This is a genomic window from Ruegeria sp. CDSB013 (genome assembly GCF_059611165.1).
In genome coordinates this window covers 1-13422 of sequence record NZ_JBXWPA010000005.1, presented here as the reverse complement: position 1 = coordinate 13422, position 13422 = coordinate 1, and the positions used below count along the sequence as shown (strand labels likewise).

Below are 13422 nucleotides of genomic sequence, written 5' to 3'. Positions count from 1 at the left end.
GCTTACGCTTCCAGAACTTCCCAACGTTTCGTCTTCGATTTCGGCGCGCATTCGATGATGCGAACAGAGTCACCGACCTTGAAGGCGTTCTTTTCATCGTGAGCCCGGTATTTCTTGGACTTACGGATGGTTTTCTTCAGAACCGGATGCGTAAAGCGGCGCTCGACGGACACGGTTACGGTTTGTGCGTTTGCATCGCTGGTTACGGTGCCGGACAGGATACGCTTGGGCATAGGATTACTCCTCCGATGCCGCAGCAGCGGCCTTTTCGTTCAGGATGGTTTTGACGCGGGCAGCGTTGCGGCGGGCCGCTTTGATGCCGGCGGTGCTTTCCAGCTGACCGGTTGCCTGTTGAAAGCGCAGGTTAAAGCTTTCTTTCTTCAGGTTGGCCAGTTCCTCGCGGAGCTGGTCCGGGGTCTTGTCACGCAGTTCTTGGGCGTTCATCGCCTTTTTCCTTTGCTCAAAACACCAGAAGGCCCCTTACAGGGTCACCTTTGACCTGGTGGATGAATGATAGACATACGAATCCCCCGACTCAGCCGGGGGAACGCAAGATGCCGCTCTATAGGGGGTTCAGCAGAGGGTGGCAAGGGAAAGTTTGATACCAACTTTCCAGCCACCGCAACATGACACCGATCCCCCACCAAAACAAAATTTCCGCGACCTTGAGTTGAGCTCTGGATACCCTACTCAATTATGGTACGAAGTGCTCCTGACCAATATCCAAATTTGAAGGCTTGCTTATGGGTGTATCAACAATACTTGAAATTTTGGGGCTCCCAACAACGTTAGAAATTCTTGTAGCAATTAACGTGATCAGTATCGTCTATCTGATTTGGTATGCTTGGTATCTCTTTGTGGCAAACAAAGGTGATCCAGGCGCGCTGGGACTTGCGATTGCCGCTATGGCATTCCTGAATTTAATGGGCGAGGCAAAGGATTGGTACGAAGACAGCTACGATGATCGTGCGCGAAGTTCTTCAAATCTGCAAAGTGATACCAAATCTGACAACTAGATCGTTTCTTCCGTTCTAAACCATCATACTAGTCGCGTAATTTGTACCATTGAACTTCAAACGCAAAACGCGGCCTCGCTTTCACGAGACCGCGTCTGCAACTGTCTAAGTCTGAGTGACTTACGCCAGAGCGATGTTCACAGCCGACTCGCGACCGTCACGGCCGGGCTCGATGTCGAATGTTACTTTCTGGTCGTCGGCCAGGCCGGTCAGACCCGAGCGCTCAACAGCAGAGATGTGTACAAACACGTCTTTGCCACCGGTCTCCGGTGCGATGAAGCCAAAACCTTTAGTTGTGTTGAACCATTTTACGGTGCCATTGGCCATATCCGTAGTCTCCTATTATATTGCTGTCCGCGGAATTGCGACAGCGCGGCGTTGTAGGTCTGGATCGAGAGACTGAACGCCGAAGATTCGGGAGACAGTGGTCGAAAAAGAAAAACGTAAGCGTGCCTCACATGGTTCATGACGACACATATTGCAAGGTTTTTCGACAACTCGAAGTGAAAAGTGATTGGCGGGGGCGCCGCCCATTCGTCCCGCAATCGCTACATTAGTACAATTACCGTGTCGTGACCCGCGGCTCACTCCCACTTGTAGTTAAAGCTGACACTGATCCGCTCATCCTCGGCCATATTCATCGGCACCTCATGTCGCAGCCAGCTTTCCCACAGCAGGACATCCCCCACCTGCGGCTTCATATAGATGAACGGCTGCAAATCCCGCCGCCCGCCCTTTAGCCGCGTCGGTGCCGCCATCATGCGGGCCGAGCGGGGGTCTTCCAGTTTCAGCGCGCTCGCCCCTTCGGGCATCGCCACATAGGTCGTGCCGGAAATCACGCTGTGCGGGTGCAGGTGGCTGGAGTGCATTCCACCTTCGGGGAGAATGTTGATCCACAGGTCTTCGAGCTTCAATTCACCCTCGCCCAGATCGAACTCCAGATCCTTGGCAAAGGCTGCCACATGCTGATCCAACGCCTTGACCAGATCGGCAAAGATCGGGAACCGCCAGGGCAGATCGGTCAGCGAGGCATAGCTGGTGTAGCCGGGATAGCCGTTTTCTTCGCACCATTCCTGCCCGGCCTCATCATCCTCGGCGATAACAAGACAGGAGTTTTCCATTTCATCGGGATCGATCTTGGGATCGAATTCGGAAAGGGCTGCGCGATAAAGACGGGTAACGAAGAGTGATTCAATCTGTGCCATGGGTCGGGCATAGCCCAAGCCCTGACCCAAGACCAGCCCCGGCCAGCCTTCAGTTTTTGACCGGTCCCGAACCGCAGCGCGGGATCGGGCGTCCGCCATCTGCGTAGGCCAGACACATGACGATCTCGTCCGGTTTCGGCGCATCCGGAATATTCAAAGTCATGGTATCGAAATGGTCAAAGGACCACGGGTTGTCCTTGTGCCCAAGCGGCAGATCGATTGAACATCCCGGTGCCCCGAGTTTGGCATTGGACGGAATGACAGCTTCGCCCCCACCCGCTGTAGCACGCATAGGAGCGCCAAGTTTCGGGTGGATCAGTGCGCCGCCTTGTTCGAGATCGCCATTCGCGCCAACAATCGCTGCTTTACCGTACGAAATCGGAGAACCGTCGAGTTGAGAAACAGCCTCGGCCGCGAGGTCAGCGCCGAGCGCACCACCTATTTCAAACAGCTCGGACAAGTCTTCCGAAAATTTACCGGCGAGTGGGTTCTGTATGACTGCCAAAGCTGCAACCCGGCAGACCGGAGCACATAGTTGCCCCAATTGGTCGGTGGTTATGACCTCTTTGATGAATACCTTCTTGCGCAGCTGAAACATATGACCCTCCCATTCACAATTGTTAGCCTATGGGGGCCATGGACAATCGTCGACTTCTTTCACGAAACGATGGGATGGATCACAATAGGCTGACGAAAAAGAAAACCCCCGCCGGTGTCCCGACGGGGGTTAATCTTGTTACGAAGGGCTTTCGCCCAATCGCTTACCAGTCTTCGCGGATCACGACGCGGGTCTTGATCGGCAGCTTCATCGCGGCCAGGCGCAGGGCCTCTCGGGCGATGTCGTCATTGACGCCGTCGATCTCGAACATTACGCGGCCAGGCTTGACTTTGCATGCCCAGCGGTCGACCGAACCTTTACCTTTACCCATACGAACTTCGATCGGCTTTGCAGTGACCGGAGTGTCGGGGAAGATGCGGATCCAGACACGGCCCTGACGCTTCATGTGACGCGTCATGGCACGACGTGCAGCTTCGATCTGGCGTGCAGTTACACGCTCAGGCTCAAGAGCTTTCAGACCATAGGTGCCAAAGTTCAGATCAGAGCCGCCCTTGGCTTCACCCTTGATCCGGCCTTTGTGCATCTTGCGGAATTTAGTACGCTTTGGTTGAAGCATATCTTTCCCTCCTTAGCGACGACCGCCACCAGCACCACGAGGTGCAGGGCCGTCCTGGAGTTCCTGTGCTTTACGGTCACGTGCCTGCGGATCGTGCTCCATGATCTCACCTTTGAAGATCCAGACCTTGATCCCGATGATCCCGTAGGGGGTCATCGCTTCGGCATGTGCGTAATCGATGTCGGCGCGCAGCGTGTGCAGAGGCACACGGCCTTCGCGGTACCACTCGGTCCGTGCGATTTCGGCGCCGCCCAGACGGCCAGCGACGTTCACCCGGATACCCAGAGAGCCCATGCGCATGGCGTTCTGAACCGAACGCTTCATTGCGCGACGGAACGAAACACGACGTTCCAGCTGCTGAGCAATGGACTCGGCAACCAGCTGCGCGTCAAGCTCGGGCTTGCGCACTTCGACGATGTTCAGGTGCAGTTCGCTGTCAGTCATGTGAGCAAGCTTTTTGCGCAGAACTTCAATGTCTGCACCTTTCTTGCCGATGATGACACCAGGACGCGCGGTGTGGATCGTAACGCGGCACTTCTTGTGCGGACGTTCGATGATCACACGGGCAATACCGGCCTGCTTGCACTCTTTGTTGATGAACTCACGGATCTTGAGGTCTTCCAGCAGAAGATCACCGTAGTCCTTGGTGTCGGCGTACCAGCGGCTGTCCCAGGTGCGGTTCACCTGCAGGCGCATGCCGATCGGATTTACTTTATGACCCATTAGGCTTGCTCCTCAACTTGACGCACCTTGATGGTGATCTCCGAGAACGGCTTCATAATCTTGCCGAACCGACCACGGGCACGCGGGCGACCGCGCTTCATGACCAGGTTCTTGCCAACCCATGCTTCGGCGACGATCAGCTCGTCAACGTCCAGGTTGTGGTTGTTCTCGGCGTTGGCGATTGCGGACTGCAGGCACTTCTTGACGTCCTGCGCGACACGCTTGTTCGAGAAAGTCAGGTCGGTCAGAGCCTTCTCGACTTTCTTGCCGCGGATCATTTGCGCAACCAGGTTCAGTTTCTGCGGGCTAGTGCGAAGCATGCGCGTTTTCGCCATTGCTTCGTTTTCAGCCACGCGGCGGGGGTTCTTTTCCTTGCCCATGACTTACTTCCGCTTCGCTTTTTTGTCAGCGGCGTGACCGTAATAGGTACGAGTTGGCGAATACTCACCGAACTTCTGACCGATCATGTCTTCCGAGACGTTGACGGGGATATGCTTATGGCCGTTGTACACACCAAAGGTCAGACCCACGAACTGGGGCAGAATGGTGGAACGACGCGACCAAATCTTGATGACTTCGTTGCGGCCCGACTCGCGCGCTGCTTCGGCTTTTTTCAGCACGTAAGCATCGACGAAAGGACCCTTCCAAACAGAGCGAGACATAGATTAACGTCCCTTCTTCTTGGCGTGCCGCGAGCGGATGATCAGCTTCTGGGACGCTTTGTTCTTGTTGCGGGTACGCTTACCCTTGGTGTCCTTACCCCACGGTGTAACCGGTGTACGGCCACCCGAGGTACGACCTTCACCACCACCGTGCGGGTGATCGATCGGGTTCATTGCAACACCACGAACCGACGGACGAACGCCTTTGTGGCGCATACGACCGGCTTTACCGAGGTTCTGGTTCGAGTTGTCGGGGTTGGACACGGCACCAACGGTGGCCATGCATTCCTGACGGACCATGCGCAGCTCGCCCGAGCTCAGACGGATCTGAGCGTAGCCGCCATCGCGACCAACGAACTGAGCGTAAGTACCCGCCGCACGTGCGATCTGACCGCCTTTACCAGGCTTCATCTCGATGTTGTGGACGATGGTACCAATGGGCATGCCCGAGAACGGCATTGCGTTGCCCGGCTTGATGTCGGCCTTGGCGGATGCCACGACTTTATCACCAACAGCCAGACGCTGCGGAGCCAGGATATATGCCTGCTCGCCGTCTTCGTATTTTACCAGTGCGATGAATGCGGTCCGGTTCGGGTCATATTCGATCCGTTCAACGGTTGCCGCGACATCAAATTTATTCCGTTTGAAGTCAACGATCCGGTAGAGACGCTTTGCGCCACCGCCGCGGCGGCGTGAAGTGATCCGTCCGGTGTTGTTCCGGCCGCCCGATTTGGTCAAACCCTCAGTGAGAGACTTGACCGGACGTCCTTTCCAAAGCTCCGAACGGTCGATCAGCACCAGCCCGCGCTGGCCCGGCGTCGTCGGCTTGTACGACTTGAGTGCCATGCTTTCTGTCTTCCGTTTAGCAAGTGCAGGGGATTTCCCCGCTATGTGATAGGCCCCCGTAGGTGCCAAGGGTATAGGGCCCCGAAGGTCCCCGGTTACAAATATCAGAGGCCCCGGAACGAATCCGAGGCCGTAAGATTGGGAGCGTTTAGCAGTGTTGGGGGTGGGTGTCTATAGAAGAAACCCGAATTTCATCTTCCAAACATGCGATCGCCTCAAGCAGCAACTACTGCCAGCTTGAAAACACTTCGCGGGCCTTTTCACTCTCGGGCCGCAGGTTTTCGATCCCCCCATAGGGCACACCTTTGCCCAGTGGCAGGTGAGGATACTTTTCGATCATCTTCTGGTGCCGTTTCATCATATCCTGAAAGGACGCGCCGGACCAGAGTGAGCCACCGATATCGGGCGTGGATTCACGAGGGTCACGCAACACGTTATAAACCGGCGCTGCAGCGCCGGGCACACCGGGCGGCGGTAAGTGCATTTTGAATTCCTGCTTAACAATCGAACGCAGAACAGGGCCCTCGTAGATATAGACGTAGTCTCGGCGTGAGTTCCCTTCGCCCTCCAAAAGCAATGCGGTCTGGTCTATCCCATCTATCACACGATCGCGCGGAATATGTTCACTGCCTCCCGCGATCCGAGCCAGCGTGGTGTATAGATCTGAGACGTGAATAATGTCACCGGCATAGCTTCCGGCTTCGACGGCGGCTGGCCATCTGACAAAAGCATCAACCCGCACACCACCTTCAAGGTGTTCGGCTTTACCACCGCGATATATCAACTCCATCATCCCCGAATCCGGCGAGTATTGTTTGAAAATCCCGTTGTCCGCCATGAAAATGACCAGCGTGTTCTCGGACATACCGAGGTCATCAATCTTGGCCAGCAATTCACCAAACCATGTATCTACAACTTCCAACTTGTCTGCCATGAAGCCACCATTCCGACTCGTTTGCTGATCGGAATAGGTGAAGTTCAACGGATAGAGCGGCCAATATTGCAGGAAGAAGGGAGAGTCTTCTTTCGACAATAGTTCGAGCTGCTCCAGGGCTTGGGATTGGTAGCGTTCATTCATTCGTTCGTAATGCGCCTGCGTCCATTCTTCACCCGGAGCGAGGTCAACTTCTCGGGCCAATCCTCCCGCCTTAGCCTCCAACCCCGTCACAAGCCCATAGGGTTTAAACAGTTGGTCAACGGCAAATTCACCGGACTGGGTAGATCGGTGCCAACCGTTTAGATTGCTCGCTGCTGCAGCTTCAGGTGTCATCAAACTCAGCTGCACTTGCTGATGGACAGGAAAAAAGGCGTTATCGAACCCCTGATTGTGCGGGAACGACTGCTCAATATCTCCCTGATGCCACTTACCTACATGGGCAGTATTGTAACCGGATTGCTTTAAAACCTCAGCCAGCGTCACCTCATCTGCCGACAGTCCTTCGCCAACCAGGGCAACTTTCACTTCTTCCTGCCCAGCACGAACCGGGTGGCGACCCGTCAAAAAAGCCGTTCTCGTCGGAGTGCAAGAGGGCTCTGTATACATGCGCATAAGAGAAAGGCTCTCTGCGGCAAAATCGTTGATTTCCGGGGTATCAAAGCCCGTCACATAGTTCATTGGCCGACTGCCCATCAGGCCGAAACTCACATCGTCTATCAGGACAAAGAATATGTTTGGTGGGCGGTCATTATTGGCAGATCGAATAGCTGCAAGCTTTGCATCGACTTCGAGATCCTGCGCGTCCCATTGATCACCGAATTGCGCCCGAAGGAATTTGTACTCGCCGTCATGTACAATCGGTTGGCCTTGTGCATGCAGAGTTGTTGCAGCAGCCAACGCGGCAAAAATGGTTCGAAAAAGCATCAAATCCCTCCAATTGACTATCGTCTCAAGGATAGCGGTTTGAGCCCACCAGTCAAACATTCAGCAATTTGAAGGAGAGAGCCCCGTCAATCAAAAAAAAAGGCCCCCGCCTTCGCGGGGGCCCTTATCTCTCTCCAAAGACGGATCCGATCAGAGACCGGTAGAACGTTAATGGTGTTACCCTCTTCCCGGGTCACATTTGCTTTTTTGACGCCTTTCCGACGGCCCAGCTGGTCGAGGAACCTACCCCTCACCCATAAAGCGCGCGGGCCTCGGCGAAGGACAGCAGGCGACGGCCCTTCTCATCCCACAGATGCAGGCGCGCGTTGGCGAGGCTCTCACGGATGGTCATCTGGTTGCTGTTAGCCAGTTCATCATGATCGCGCAGCACCTCGGTCAGGCGATAGAACGGAATGCGGCTGTAGAGGTGGTGCACGTGATGGATACCGATATTGGCGCTGAACCACTGCAGCACGGACGGCAGGATGTAATGCGAGCTTCCGTGCAGGGCGGCCTCGTGCAATTGCCAGTCCTCATCGGTATCCCAATGTGTGTCCTCGAACTGGTGCTGCACGTAAAACAGCCACACACCCGCAGTCGCGGCAATCAGGGTTGAGGGCAGAAAGATCAGCAGCACCGGCATCAGGCCGCCAAAATAGTAAACGGCGACGAGGGCAGCCAGAATGGCAAGATTTGTGCCCATCGCGCTGATCCAGAACCTGACGCTGCCCGTCAAACCCAGCGGGAGGCGGTTTTGGAACAGGAACAGATAGCCGGGGCCTAGGACAAACAGTGTGATAGGGTTGCGGTACACGCGATACCAAAACCGATTCATGGGCGTCTTTGACTGATACTCGGCAACAGTCAACGTGTGGATATCGCCCATTCCCCGTTTGTCCAAATTGCCCGAACTGTTGTGATGGTTGGAATGCGTACGGCGCCAGACGTCATACGGCGTCAGGGTCAAAACACCGATGACCCGCCCAACCCAGTCGCTGACCGACCGGTTCTTGAAGAACGCTCCGTGCCCGCAATCATGCTGGATCGCAAACAGGCGCAGCAGGAAGGCCGCGTTGAGAACGGCAATCGCAAAAGCCAGCCAATAGCTGACGGAAAGCGACATCCAGGACAGCGCCCATAAAACGAAAAAGGGGATAATGCTGACACCCAGCTCAAAGGAGCTGCGCCACTGGTTCGGTTCGCGGTATTTGGCAAGTGTCGAAACCCAATCCCGCGCGGCGGTCACATCCGGTTTGTCCGGGGTCGAGAGATAGGGTTTTGTCATACGCCTGCCATGTCACTTCTGTTTGTAGAAACCGCATAGACTACCGTTCCGGCATAGCAAGCGAATTCTGGCTGAGGCGATTGCGTCGCGCTCATTTTCTTTGGTGTTGTTGCTCGGGAAACCTCCGCTTTCGCGGGTGCCTTCTTACTTATCCACAGTTGGACCCGATCAGAGATAGGTATTCACGTCGATGGTGTAACCCTCTTATGTGGTCAAATTTGCTTTATTGACGTTTTGCGGCGGCCCAACTGATCACGGAACCTCCTGATTTTACCCCCCGCCCTGAAACACGTATCGTGAAACATGGCGATAGGTTTGGCCCTTGCGCAATACCGCACTGGGAAACCCTTGCTGATTGATTGAATCGGGCCAGACCTGTGGTTCCAAAGCGACGCCAGAATAAGGGCCGTAGGGTTGGCCGCCCAAGCCAATGCGTGGACCTTCATCCAAAGACGAACCGGAATAGACCTGCAAACCCGGCTCGGTCGTCTCTAGCTGCATCGTCAGACCCGAGGACAGGCCGGTCAACGTCGCCACAGGACGACAAGGCAGACGCTGATCGGACAGGCAGTAATTGTGATCGTATGCCCAGCCTCCCAAAGGTCGCGGTGACCGCAGGTCAAAGGGCGTGCCCTCAACGCTAAGCGCTTCACCTGTGGGAATGAGGTCCCCGTCAACAGGGGTGTAGCGTTCAGCGCGCACCATTAGTTCGTGTTTGCGGATGTCTGCGCCACCGTCGAGGTTGAAGTAGATATGCGGGGTCAGATTGCAGAGACTTGCCGACGTTGTCCGCGCTTCCATTTCGATACTCAATGTAGCGTCGGCCTCGACTCGGAAGGTCACTGTCGTTGCCAAGTCGCCGCCAAAGCCCATATGGCCATCAGGCAGGGTCAGCTGCAAAGTGACCGCGCCCGGTGTGACGCTGGAAACTTCCCAGACCAGACAATCCATACCCTGCGTTCCGCCGTGCAACGTATGAATACCCAAATAATTGCGATCCAGCTTGTAGCCTGCGCCATCCAGACTGTAAGACGCACGCGCGATCCGATTGGCACAACGGCCCACCATGGCTCCTAGGTAAGCCGTGCTGTCTTCATAGCCTGCAATCTCTGGCCACCCCAATATCAGAGGATGCTCAAAATCCTGCAAACGCAGATCCTGCAGCGTTGCGCCATAAGTCAGGATACGCGCAGAAAGCGCCCCCTGCCCGATTTCGATGCTTCTGACGATTTGACCATCCCGGGTTTTCCCGAAATCGCGAACCTGCTGTTCAGCCTGCATATCACCCGTCTCACTGCCTAGAGGTCACTGTGCGCAGGTTCGGGCCAAGTTCAACGCGGCCAAACGAGCTGCGCCAACAAAAAAAGAGCCCCTGCAGCAGCAGGGGCCCTTTGTTCTTTTCCCAAAGACGGGTCCGATCAGAGACCGGTGCTTACGTCGATGGTGTTACCCTCTTCCAGGGTCACATATGCTTTTTTGACGTCTTTCCGCTTGCCCAACTGGCCGCGGAACCGCTTGACCTTGCCTTTGGTGATGGTGGTGTTGACCGCCTTCACCTTGACACCAAACAGCGATTCAACCGCTTCTTTGATCTGCGGTTTGTTGCTGTCGATCGCCACTTCAAAGACAATCGCGCCGTTCTCAGACGCCATGGTCGACTTTTCAGTGATGATCGGCTTGCGGATCACGTCGTAGTGTTCTGCCTTCGCGCTCATTTCAGACGAGCCTCCAGTGCTTCGACAGCCGCTTTGGTGAGCACGAGAGTGTCACGCTTGAGGATGTCATAAACGTTTGCACCCATCGACGGCAGGATATCCAGACCTTCGATGTTGCGCGACGCCTTCAGGAAACCTTCGTTCACGGTCGCCCCGTCGATGACCAGAGCGCGTTTCCAGCCCAGGTTTGCAACCTGTTTGGCCAGTGCAGCGGTCTTGCCTTCGGCTTCGGCGTTTTCGATCACAACCAGTTCACCAGCTGCCATTTTGGCAGACAGCGCGTGGCGCAGACCGAGTTTACGGAACTTCTTCGGCAGGTCATGACCATGCGAACGCACGACCGGACCTTTGTAAACGCCACCACCCCGGAAGATCGGTGCCGAGCGAGCGCCGTGGCGTGCGCCACCGGTGCCTTTTTGGCGATAGATCTTCTTGGTCGAGTAGGACACTTCCGAGCGGGTCTTGACCTTGTGGGTGCCAGCCTGCGCGTTGTTGCGCTGCCAACGGACCACACGGTGCAGGATGTCCGCGCGCGGCTCGAGGCCGAACAGATCGGCGTCCAGCTCGATGTTGCCGGCTTTGCCGCCGTCCAGTTTGATTACATCAAGTTTCATGCTTCACCACCTTCCGCGGGAGCTTCTTCCGCAGGTGCTTCAGTTGCAGCACCTTTTACGGCTGCCGGGAAAGGCAGGCCTTCCGGTGCTTTCTTCTTGACGGCGTCCTTGACGGTAACCCAGCCCGATTTCGGTCCGGGAACGGCGCCTTTGATGAAGACCAGACCACGGTCGGCGTCGGTTTTGACGACTTCCAGGTTCTGGGTGGTTACACGGGCAGCACCCATGTGACCGGCCATCTTCTTGCCTTTGAAAACCTTGCCCGGATCCTGACACTGGCCAGTCGAACCGTGCGAACGGTGGCTGATCGAAACACCGTGCGAGGCGCGAAGACCACCGAAGTTGTGGCGCTTCATTGCACCGGCAAAGCCTTTACCGATCGAGGTACCCGAAACGTCAACCTTCTGACCTTCCAGGAAGTGTTCTGCCGAAATCTCGGCGCCCACTTCGATCAGGCCATCTTCGGAGACGCGGAACTCGGCCAGCTTACGCTTGGGCTCGACCTTTGCAGCGGCATAGTGACCGCGCATGGCCTTCGAGGTGCGTTTTGCCTTGGCAGCACCTGCGCCCAGCTGAACGGCGGTGTAGCCGTCTTTGTCAGCGGTACGCTGTGCAACGACCTGCAGGCCGTCCAGGTGAAGAACGGTCACAGGGATCTGCTTGCCGTCTTCCATGAACAGGCGGGTCATGCCTACTTTTTTTGCGATAATACCAGAGCGCATAATCTATACCCTCCGATCTTACGACTGCAGCTTGATCTCGACGTCCACACCAGCGGCGAGGTCGAGCTTCATCAGCGCGTCAACGGTCTGGGGGGTCGGATCAACGATGTCGAGCAGACGCTTGTGCGTACGAATCTCGAACTGGTCGCGGGATTTCTTGTCAACGTGAGGGCCACGGAGAACCGTGAACTTCTCGATCTTGTTCGGCAGCGGGATCGGGCCGCGCACGTTCGCGCCGGTCCGCTTGGCAGTGTTGACGATCTCTTGCGTGCTGGCATCCAGAACGCGATAGTCAAATGCCTTCAGCCGAATACGGATGTTTTGGCTTTGCATATTAACAGCCTTTTATCAGGCGTTGAGGTTGAGAGGAGGACGGACGCGCATCGCCAACCCTCTTCGAACCCAAAAGGCGGGAATCACCCCGCCTCGATGTTCGTGTAGAGAACTCGCGCGAAATACAGCGGTGTGGAGGGGTTGGCAAGAGAATTCTCTACTAGGACAGAAGCGAAAAGTAACCTTTAGTTATTTTCCTTTTCCATCCATGCTTCAATCATCGTGTCCCACTCTTCGACCGACATCGGCCTTTTGTTCTCTGAAGGGTAATCTTGCTGGTACTCAAGAACTTCATTGGACCGTCTAGCCGCGATTGTTTGGGCTACAAACTCGGACGCGGCTCCTTCAAAAAAATCACTGATTGGCGCATTTACGTTTGCGCTATTGGTGAATATTGATGAACGTTTAAAAACAGTTGCCGCGTAGTTGAAACTGTAACGACTTTTGCCCTCGGCACCACCCAACGTTAAATTGACCAGAGTCTGGACGTCAAATGTCGCGCTGATTGCACAAATACCGTTTGAGGTGCGAAAACCAAATGCGGACAACGTCGTTACAACAGTTTCGAAGTTAAGAAACTTTGGTTCATAGTCGGGCACGAAAATTTCGTTTGCTTCATAAGTCAAGTAAACTCGTGAACGTATCGACGATGAATTTGTCCAACAATTGTCCGTAACCTCATCAGCGACTTTCAGAGTACTGTTTCTAATGAGACCAAGTTCTCCGCCCCAACTAACAGACTTGGGAATGTCCTCGAAACCTTCGCTTTGTGCGATTGCCACTGACCCACAGAGAACCGCAATAATTGTCAATATTGATAGTCGGTCAATCGAAATTCCCATCCCAATACTTTCGCCTTTAAAGTGAAATAGACAAAATCAGTACTTCCACAGTTGCGCGCCCAAGACAACCTAACCCTAAAGTCCGAACCAAAAATCTGCCCCGATGCGGGAAAACGTTCGTTCGCTCACCAATTGGGTTCGAGATTTATCGACGAACTATCTCTTCACCGTCACCGATTACTCATTGGCTTAAAAGACCTCAAATTTGTTAGCACTTCAGGCCTATTTTTTTCAAAAAAGAAGGCCGCCCCTTGTGGAACGGCCTTCTTTAGTTCTTCACCGAGTTGCTCTCGGCAGATTTTCATTTGGAAAATCGCCTACCGCAACCAGGCGCGACAAGCGCGCCTTACTCGACGATTTTCGACACGACGCCGGCGCCGACGGTGCGGCCGCCTTCGCGGATGGCGAAACGCAGGCCGTTTT

The 13422-nt window shown here is 55.1% G+C and carries 20 protein-coding genes and 1 pseudogene; 1 reads left to right on the top strand and 20 read right to left on the bottom strand.

The window, feature by feature from the left end; genetic code table 11:
* Positions 1-2: 2 nt before the first annotated feature.
* Together rpsQ and rpmC are read right to left on the bottom strand one after the other, a co-directional pair.
* A complete protein-coding gene (gene rpsQ, locus AC2FJF_RS10335; RefSeq protein WP_058272371.1) occupies positions 3-233 on the bottom strand; it encodes a 30S ribosomal protein S17 in 231 nt (76 codons plus the stop codon).
* 4 nt (positions 234-237) lie between these two features.
* Positions 238-444, bottom strand: a complete 207-nt coding sequence (gene rpmC / locus AC2FJF_RS10330) for a 50S ribosomal protein L29 (protein WP_037311745.1) — start codon at positions 442-444, stop codon at positions 238-240.
* Positions 445-743: 299 nt separating this feature from the next.
* Between rpmC and AC2FJF_RS10325 the strand changes: the two genes are divergently transcribed.
* Positions 744-1016, top strand: coding sequence for a hypothetical protein (locus AC2FJF_RS10325; RefSeq protein WP_496725246.1), 273 nt, complete (start codon positions 744-746; stop codon positions 1014-1016).
* Between the two features lie 120 nt (positions 1017-1136).
* Here the strand turns inward: AC2FJF_RS10325 and AC2FJF_RS10320 are convergent, their stop codons facing one another.
* From AC2FJF_RS10320 to AC2FJF_RS10235, 18 genes and pseudogenes are all read right to left on the bottom strand, one after another.
* Positions 1137-1343, bottom strand: a complete 207-nt coding sequence (locus tag AC2FJF_RS10320; RefSeq protein WP_010437077.1) for a cold-shock protein — start codon at positions 1341-1343, stop codon at positions 1137-1139.
* A gap of 257 nt (positions 1344-1600) precedes the next feature.
* Positions 1601-2221 carry a 2OG-Fe(II) oxygenase family protein gene (locus tag AC2FJF_RS10315; RefSeq protein ID WP_496725571.1) on the bottom strand — a complete coding sequence of 207 codons (621 nt, stop codon included), beginning with the start codon at positions 2219-2221 and terminating at the stop codon, positions 1601-1603.
* A gap of 49 nt (positions 2222-2270) precedes the next feature.
* Complete coding sequence (locus AC2FJF_RS10310; protein ID WP_282120538.1) at positions 2271-2819, bottom strand: amino acid synthesis family protein; 549 nt, start codon at positions 2817-2819, stop codon at positions 2271-2273.
* A 163-nt stretch (positions 2820-2982) separates the two neighbouring features.
* Positions 2983-3396, bottom strand: a complete 414-nt coding sequence (gene rplP / locus AC2FJF_RS10305; RefSeq protein ID WP_058272368.1) for a 50S ribosomal protein L16 — start codon at positions 3394-3396, stop codon at positions 2983-2985.
* Positions 3397-3408: 12 nt separating this feature from the next.
* The gene (gene rpsC, locus AC2FJF_RS10300) at positions 3409-4119 is read right to left on the bottom strand and encodes a 30S ribosomal protein S3 (RefSeq protein WP_496725243.1); all 711 of its coding nucleotides are present in this window, start codon (positions 4117-4119) and stop codon (positions 3409-3411) included.
* A complete protein-coding gene (gene rplV, locus AC2FJF_RS10295; RefSeq protein WP_039538267.1) occupies positions 4119-4499 on the bottom strand; it encodes a 50S ribosomal protein L22 in 381 nt (126 codons plus the stop codon). Before rplV ends, rpsC begins: the two co-directional genes overlap by 1 nt.
* Before the next feature lie 3 nt (positions 4500-4502).
* On the bottom strand, positions 4503-4781 hold the full coding sequence (gene rpsS, locus AC2FJF_RS10290; protein WP_010437056.1) for a 30S ribosomal protein S19: 279 nt from the start codon (positions 4779-4781) through the stop codon (positions 4503-4505).
* A gap of 3 nt (positions 4782-4784) precedes the next feature.
* Positions 4785-5627 carry a 50S ribosomal protein L2 gene (rplB, locus tag AC2FJF_RS10285; protein ID WP_008757664.1) on the bottom strand — a complete coding sequence of 281 codons (843 nt, stop codon included), beginning with the start codon at positions 5625-5627 and terminating at the stop codon, positions 4785-4787.
* A gap of 226 nt (positions 5628-5853) precedes the next feature.
* Positions 5854-7488, bottom strand: a complete 1635-nt coding sequence (locus tag AC2FJF_RS10280; RefSeq protein ID WP_496725241.1) for a sulfatase-like hydrolase/transferase — start codon at positions 7486-7488, stop codon at positions 5854-5856.
* Positions 7489-7652: 164 nt separating this feature from the next.
* Positions 7653-7733 (bottom strand): annotated as a pseudogene (locus AC2FJF_RS10275) (50S ribosomal protein L23); the annotation flags it as partial.
* Between the two features lie 5 nt (positions 7734-7738).
* Positions 7739-8773, bottom strand: a complete 1035-nt coding sequence (locus AC2FJF_RS10270) for a fatty acid desaturase (RefSeq protein ID WP_496725239.1) — start codon at positions 8771-8773, stop codon at positions 7739-7741.
* Positions 8774-9043: 270 nt separating this feature from the next.
* Complete coding sequence (locus tag AC2FJF_RS10265) at positions 9044-10054, bottom strand: aldose epimerase family protein (protein WP_496725237.1); 1011 nt, start codon at positions 10052-10054, stop codon at positions 9044-9046.
* 137 nt (positions 10055-10191) lie between these two features.
* Positions 10192-10488: a 50S ribosomal protein L23 gene (locus AC2FJF_RS10260; protein ID WP_058272362.1), complete on the bottom strand. Its 297-nt coding sequence runs from the start codon at positions 10486-10488 to the stop codon at positions 10192-10194.
* A complete protein-coding gene (gene rplD / locus AC2FJF_RS10255; RefSeq protein WP_050605826.1) occupies positions 10485-11102 on the bottom strand; it encodes a 50S ribosomal protein L4 in 618 nt (205 codons plus the stop codon). Before rplD ends, AC2FJF_RS10260 begins: the two co-directional genes overlap by 4 nt.
* Entirely contained in the window at positions 11099-11824 is a 726-nt protein-coding gene (gene rplC, locus AC2FJF_RS10250) for a 50S ribosomal protein L3 (RefSeq protein ID WP_058272361.1), read from the bottom strand. The genes rplD and rplC overlap by 4 nt, the downstream gene beginning before the upstream one ends.
* Positions 11825-11842: 18 nt before the next feature.
* Positions 11843-12157, bottom strand: coding sequence for a 30S ribosomal protein S10 (gene rpsJ / locus AC2FJF_RS10245; RefSeq protein WP_008756422.1), 315 nt, complete (start codon positions 12155-12157; stop codon positions 11843-11845).
* A 185-nt stretch (positions 12158-12342) separates the two neighbouring features.
* Positions 12343-12783, bottom strand: coding sequence for a hypothetical protein (locus AC2FJF_RS10240; RefSeq protein WP_496725235.1), 441 nt, complete (start codon positions 12781-12783; stop codon positions 12343-12345).
* A gap of 562 nt (positions 12784-13345) precedes the next feature.
* The coding region (locus tag AC2FJF_RS10235; RefSeq protein ID WP_211198660.1) for an EF-Tu C-terminal domain-related protein at positions 13346-13422 on the bottom strand (77 nt) is incomplete at its 5' end.